Below are 5,923 nucleotides of genomic sequence, written 5' to 3'. Positions count from 1 at the left end.
GGCGAAGGTGGCGGAATTGGTAGACGCGCTAGCTTCAGGTGTTAGTGTCCTTCGGATGTGGGGGTTCGAGTCCCCCCCCTCGCACCAAATATCTTATAACCTCCCTGTATGACCTCCGTGTTACATCATCAGCTTCAAATTCAGCATCACCAGCATGATTCCCCCGACCAGTGCAATGCCCGATGGCAGCAGAACAAAGTGACGTAATCTCTTGTGATAAAGCATGGCGGGCGTCAGTAATAGCCCCACGACAATGACCGTACGCCAGGCGCTCACGGAGAGACCCGCAAAGGCCAACGCGGCGACGATTAAACCGGATAACAAGATAGCCCATCCACTGCCCAGCGTACGTTGCAACATGGTTCAGACTCTCATAGTGATAATGATAACCAATATCATATGATATATTTTCTCATTTGTCAGTATAGCGCATCGAGACGGTACGAACTTTACTCATCTTCTGGTGACAGCGATTCCCGAAGGTGATAAATTAAGCGCCACTTAACTAATTCTAACAATTGCATTTTTTTCGCGGCAATTTACTTCGCGTTATTTTTCACTTTGGCAACCAGTTAAATTATATATTGCAGATTAATAACGACTTTTTTTAAATATGACAGCACATTCCTGGCAATCCCTTTGTAACAAGAAATATCGTTTATCTGTACGACTCTTCTTGTTACTTAATGCCATCTCGGCCCTTTTTTCTATCGCACTGCCACTTTATAACCTGCGTGCGTTTACGCTTCCCTTATGCCTGATCCTTAGCTCAAGCGTGCTCGGCCTGCTTTGGCACTGGAAATTTCCAAAAAAGAAAATAAATATAACACTGGTCTCATTTTTATTTGGCTGCATGTGGGCATGGCATATCATTATTAAATCTACGGCATTAGGATATAATGATTCGACCTACCTACTTATCGCCCTATTAAGTGTTTTATTTATTGGCTCACTCGCTTTTTCTAATAATATCATCGCATTTATGCTGCACTCTTTCCCCGCGTTCATTGGCTGCTTCTTGTTAAGCAGCGGTGAAATAGCGTTGCGGATTGTCTACGCATTTGCGTTGCCGATGGTTGGCATCGCCATCCAGCATGTGATTCAAAAGCGTAACGACAACTTCTCACAGGCATTAATGTACCGCCTGTTGCAGGAGCGTAAGACATTGAATGATTTGAGTATGCAGGATCCCCTTACCGGCCTCTACAACCGTCGTGGCCTGCAAAACAAGCTCGATAATCTGCTGGCACTTGATGACGGAACCCGTTTCGTACTGCTGCTGGATATCGATCACTTTAAAGCCTACAACGATCACTATGGCCATATGATGGGTGACCAGGCATTAATTCGGGTTTCTGCCGCCATTCGAAATGCCGTGCGCTCCCGCGACGTTGTTGCCCGCTTTGGCGGTGAAGAGTTCCTGATCCTGCTAAATAGCGTCGACCTAGAGCGTGCTCGCGTTGCCGCAGAACGCATTCGCCAACACGTTTACGACCTGAAAATCCCGCACATGTTTAACGAGAGTGTGGCGACCAACGTCACCGTCAGCATTGGCATTGCACCGCTGGAAGATGGCGATATTGATGGCGCACTCGATAAAGCAGACAAAGCGTTGTATGAAGCAAAACACCTGGGTCGTAACAGCATTCTCGTCAGCGGTGATCTGCAGCTCGCATAATTCGGCTTATTCAGCCTGAGTTTACGATAAACATCTTGCTATAGGCCAGGCCTCTGGCTAGGATTGGCAATCATTATCATTTAGATTTCCATCTTGCTGGCACTATGGCTTATCGTTGCGCACCCGTTAATGAATTCGTGATCCGTCGGGTCAGGCTTTTTGCCGAGACCGACACGCTGGCGACTGCGGTGCGTGACACCCTTGCCCGCCTGCGTCCGCATCTTCTCGATTTCATCAAACTGAACGAACTGCCTCCGCAACAGGCGATAACGCTGGCGGAATGGTCGCGACCTGCCCGTATCCATTCACTACAAACAATCTACGCCAATCATATCTACCAGAAGCAGCCGGATCTGCCGCATGAAGGCAAACCGCTGATGTCCCTGTGGGCGCAGTGGTATCTCGGCCTGATGGTGCCACCACTACTGGTGGCATTGTTAACGCAAAAAATCGCTCTCGATCTTTCTCCTGAGCATCTGCACGTCGAGTTTCACGAAACCGGCCGCGCGGCGTGCTTCTGGATGGATGTGCAACAGGATGAGGCGCTGACGGCTCAGGGCGATATCCCGCGTATCGAGGCGTTAATTACTCAGGCGATGTGTCCCGTCGTAGCAGCGCTGGAAGCCACGGGTGAGATCAACGGTAAGCTTATCTGGAGCAATACGGGCTATCTGATTAACTGGTGTTTTGGCGAAATGAAGCCGCTGCTGGGTGATGCGCGCGTCGATGCACTGCGCCAGTTCTGCTTCTTCGAAAGACAGCTTGCAGACGGTAGCGACAATCCGTTATGGCGAACTGTCGTTACCCAGGATGGCTTGCTGGTCAGGCGTACCTGCTGCCAGCGATACCGCCTGCCGGATGTCCAGCAGTGCGGAGACTGTACGCTAAAAAAATAGCGCCATGCGGCCAAATACAACAAAAGGCAACTTTCGTTGCCTTTTTGCTTTTATTCAGGCCACCTGTTGGCTTTCTTCTTCTGCGCGCTGCGCCTCTTCTGCTTCCTGTTCCAGCAACTGCTTCTCGTACACTTTAAAGAACGGGTAATAGATGATGGCGGAGATAAAGGCGAGGATCACCACAAGAATAGCGGCGCGGAAATCCCAGCCGAGCGCCCAGGCCCCACCAATCGGTGCTGGCGCGGTCCAGGGTACAACCGAAATCACACGACCAATCAGATCCATTTTCATCGCCGCCCAGGCAATGATGGCGTTAACGAGCGGTGCCAGCAGGAACGGAATAAAGAACACCGGGTTCATCACGATTGGCGTACCGAAGATAACCGGCTCGTTAATGTTGAACATGCTGGGAACGATACTCAAACGACCAATGGAACGTAAATGCACCGAGCGACTGCGCAGATAGCAGAACACCAGTCCCATGGTCGCACCAGAACCGCCAATGACGATAAAGAATGTCCAGAAGGCTTCCATAAAGATGTGTGGCAACGGAGCCCCCTGAGCCAGCGCGCTCTGGTTCAGCCCCAGGTTTGTCAGCCAGAACATCTGCAGCATGCCAGAAACAATCGCCGCGCCATGAATCCCGGCAAACCACAGCAGGTGGCCGATCAGCACCGCCAGTAAAATCGCCGGCAGAGAATCCGCAGCGGAGACCAGGGGTTTGAACAGCGCCATAATGGCTTGCGGAATCAGCATGTTGAAATGCGTCTGAATCAGCAGGCTTAACGGGTAGAGCGTCAGCACAACCACCAGCACCGGGATCAGCAGGTCAAAGGAGTTTTTGATCATCGGTGGCACCTGGTCAGGCAGGCGAATGCCGATATTATGCGCCTTGAGGAAACGCATCATCTCCACACAGTACACGGCGACCAGAATCGCGGTGAAAATCCCGGTACCGCCCAGGCTATCCACCGGTAACGTGCCATTGGTTTTGGGTGCAGCAACCAGCAAAAAGGCCATCAGCGACAGCATGGCGCACATGAAGGGATCGAGCTGATGCGACTTCACATAGTGCTTGCCCAGGTTGTAGGCGATAGCCGCACAGATGTAGATAGACATGATGCCCATCGTCATGTCGAACGGCGTCAGAATACGCCCTTCATATTGCTTAGCCAGATCGAGCCACGCGCGGGCGAAGCCCCATGTGGTATCCGGCGAAAATGGCGGATAGGCAAAAACCAGCAGGAAAGAACCGACTATCATAAATGGCATAGCCGAGATGAAACCATCGCGGATTGCCATAACATGACGTTGGGAAGAAATCCGCCCGGCGACAGGGCTGACGTAGTTTTCGATAAAGCGAAAAATCACGTTAAACACAGCATTATTGGCAGACATAGCGGCTCTCCTGTCAGTCTATATAATTCAGCGCAACAGCGAATATGCTGCCATGCAGCAATCCATTTTTTGGGTTTAAGACCATGCTGGCTAACGAACCAGCATTACAACGAAGCAGGATACGTTTCATAGACGGCTCTTATTGATTATCGGGACAGAGGAAGTGACAAAATCAGTATTAACCCCGAAGAAAAACACTGCAACCGGTTACTGTAACCGGTTTCCGCGATTGTGAAGGTGATCGTGAAACGAGTGGTAACGGGATTGTTTTGACAAAATATTTACAGGGATCACAGGGTTGTGACAGATTATTGAAGATTATGTTCAGGAGAAGAAAATGAGTTTGCAGTCTGTCAGGCAATTTTTTGCCGATCACGCCCCCGATATTGACATCATCGAGCTCAATCAAAGTACCGCGACCGTCGCACTGGCTGCTGCCGCCCACAATGTTGAACCCGGTCAGATAGCTAAAACGTTATCGCTCAAAATCAAAAACGACGTGGTGTTAGTTGTCGCAAAAGGCGATGCCCGCCTGGACAACAAAAAACTGAAATCCACCTTTGGCGCAAAGGCGAGAATGGTCAGTAGCGATGAAGTGGTGACCCTAACTGGCCACCCGGTTGGCGGCGTGTGCCCGTTCGGGCTGGAAAACCCGCTGGCCGTTTACTGCGACGTCTCACTAAAACGCTATGAAGAAGTGCTCCCGGCTGCGGGCGCAATCCATAGTGCAGTACGTATTTCCCCGGAGCGGATGGCACAGTTGACGCACGCGAAGTGGGTTGACGTTTGTGAGTAACAAAGTAAGTGCCAGGCCACTGACCTGGCACTTATAAGACGGGTTACGCCGCGGATTTGGCCCCTTTCAATACCGCTACTCCAGGCACCCATGTCAGGATATCCGCCGCATTCAACAAGCCCACGTCGGAGTTCACGCCCAGTTTGGCCATGGCGTTGAATTTATGTGCCCGGATGGTCTTGATGTTGCGATCCAGATGCGTGGCAATTTCCGGCAACGACAGGCCACGCGTCATGCATTGTAAAATGGCGCGCTCGGTCGGACTCAGCGTACGAGTCTGACTGACATACCAATGATTGACTACATTCTCATTGATGCGACGGGTCTCCCCCAGAAGCGTACCAATATGACCAAGCAAAATAGGCAACGACGCCGATTTGCTTAACACGCCGTGCAACCGTGACGGAGAGAGTCGGCTGACCAGGCGCGCTTCACGGTCGTCATCTGCCAGCACGATCCGCTGAATACCCGGGCTTGCCATCGACAGCGTATGCAAACAAAGCAGACACTCCCGTCGAAGTTCCCGCATACTCGATAACGAGTAAATCACTGAAAAAAAGTCGTCTTTTTCTGCGCTTCGGTAAATGCCTTATGATCGTTAAAAAAATGAAAGTGATAAGCCTTCATGACTGACGATGCGAATAAATGGCGCAGGCCAGTCGCACTCATCATGCACCTCTCGATGACGGCAACATGCTTTTTCCCGGCACTGATTTCCATTCTGATTGCTCTCCATACGCCGACACAAGATTCAGCTCTTTGGCACCCTGCGCGCTATTAATCCACGCATACATTTCCGCGTTACTGCGCAATGACAGACGGCGCATGGCGCTGTTTTTCTGCGCACTGATCGTTTTATTGCTTTTTTTAAGTAGCATCGCGATTTGATTAATGCCCCACCCTTTTCCCAGCAGACGGAATACTTTTCGTTCAGAAAGCGTCAGAGAATCCAGCTTATTCGGTGATTCATCCATATCGATAAAATCTGCCGATAATAAAGTCTGGCTAATTTTTTCTGCACTTTCATCACCAGCGCGAATAGCATTTATCACGCCTTCCACGGGCTCTCTGTCAGAAAGCCGCGAATTCAGATAATAAGTGCAACGCTCGGACATGATTGTGGAGAGTGTAGGAGGAAGGGTTAACTACCGATAA

5 protein-coding genes, 1 tRNA gene and 2 pseudogenes are annotated in these 5,923 nt (G+C 50.5%); 4 read left to right on the top strand and 4 right to left on the bottom strand.

Going from position 1 to position 5,923, the window contains the following annotated elements; translation table 11 throughout:
• The first annotated feature begins 1 nt into the window (after nt 1).
• Nucleotides 2-87: transfer RNA gene (locus ACSZPU_RS18260), tRNA-Leu, on the top strand.
• 33 nt (nt 88-120) lie between these two features.
• Here the strand turns inward: ACSZPU_RS18260 and ACSZPU_RS18255 are convergent.
• Nucleotides 121-360 (bottom strand): DUF1435 domain-containing protein, encoded by a 240-nt coding sequence (locus ACSZPU_RS18255; RefSeq protein ID WP_499001635.1) that lies wholly within the window; start codon nt 358-360, stop codon nt 121-123.
• A gap of 253 nt (nt 361-613) precedes the next feature.
• On the opposite strand from ACSZPU_RS18255, the gene ACSZPU_RS18250 reads away from it, so the two are divergent.
• Together ACSZPU_RS18250 and fhuF are read left to right on the top strand one after the other, a co-directional pair.
• Nucleotides 614-1,678, top strand: a complete 1,065-nt coding sequence (locus tag ACSZPU_RS18250; RefSeq protein ID WP_499001633.1) for a GGDEF domain-containing protein — start codon at nt 614-616, stop codon at nt 1,676-1,678.
• Nucleotides 1,679-1,782: 104 nt separating this feature from the next.
• The gene (fhuF, locus tag ACSZPU_RS18245; protein WP_499001631.1) at nt 1,783-2,574 is read left to right on the top strand and encodes a siderophore-iron reductase FhuF; all 792 of its coding nucleotides are present in this window, start codon (nt 1,783-1,785) and stop codon (nt 2,572-2,574) included.
• Nucleotides 2,575-2,628: 54 nt separating this feature from the next.
• Here the strand turns inward: fhuF and ACSZPU_RS18240 are convergent, their stop codons facing one another.
• The gene (locus tag ACSZPU_RS18240; protein ID WP_499001628.1) at nt 2,629-3,972 is read right to left on the bottom strand and encodes a PTS sugar transporter subunit IIC; all 1,344 of its coding nucleotides are present in this window, start codon (nt 3,970-3,972) and stop codon (nt 2,629-2,631) included.
• Between the two features lie 337 nt (nt 3,973-4,309).
• On the opposite strand from ACSZPU_RS18240, the gene ACSZPU_RS18235 reads away from it, so the two are divergent.
• Nucleotides 4,310-4,768, top strand: a complete 459-nt coding sequence (locus tag ACSZPU_RS18235) for a YbaK/EbsC family protein (protein ID WP_499001626.1) — start codon at nt 4,310-4,312, stop codon at nt 4,766-4,768.
• A gap of 43 nt (nt 4,769-4,811) precedes the next feature.
• On the opposite strand, the pseudogene bglJ reads toward ACSZPU_RS18235, so the two are convergent.
• Both bglJ and ACSZPU_RS18225 read right to left on the bottom strand, forming a co-directional pair.
• A pseudogene (gene bglJ / locus ACSZPU_RS18230) lies at nt 4,812-5,437 on the bottom strand (DNA-binding transcriptional activator BglJ).
• Nucleotides 5,437-5,847 (bottom strand): annotated as a pseudogene (locus tag ACSZPU_RS18225) (helix-turn-helix domain-containing protein); the annotation flags it as partial. The pseudogenes bglJ and ACSZPU_RS18225, both read right to left, overlap by 1 nt.
• Between the last annotated feature and the right edge of the window lie 76 nt (nt 5,848-5,923).

Origin of the sequence: Phytobacter sp. V69 (genome assembly GCF_965644215.1) — a bacterium.
In the GTDB taxonomy this organism is placed as follows: domain Bacteria; phylum Pseudomonadota; class Gammaproteobacteria; order Enterobacterales; family Enterobacteriaceae; genus Phytobacter.
The sequence above is the reverse complement of the archived record's forward strand: the minus strand, read 5'-3'. Positions and strand labels throughout refer to the sequence as shown.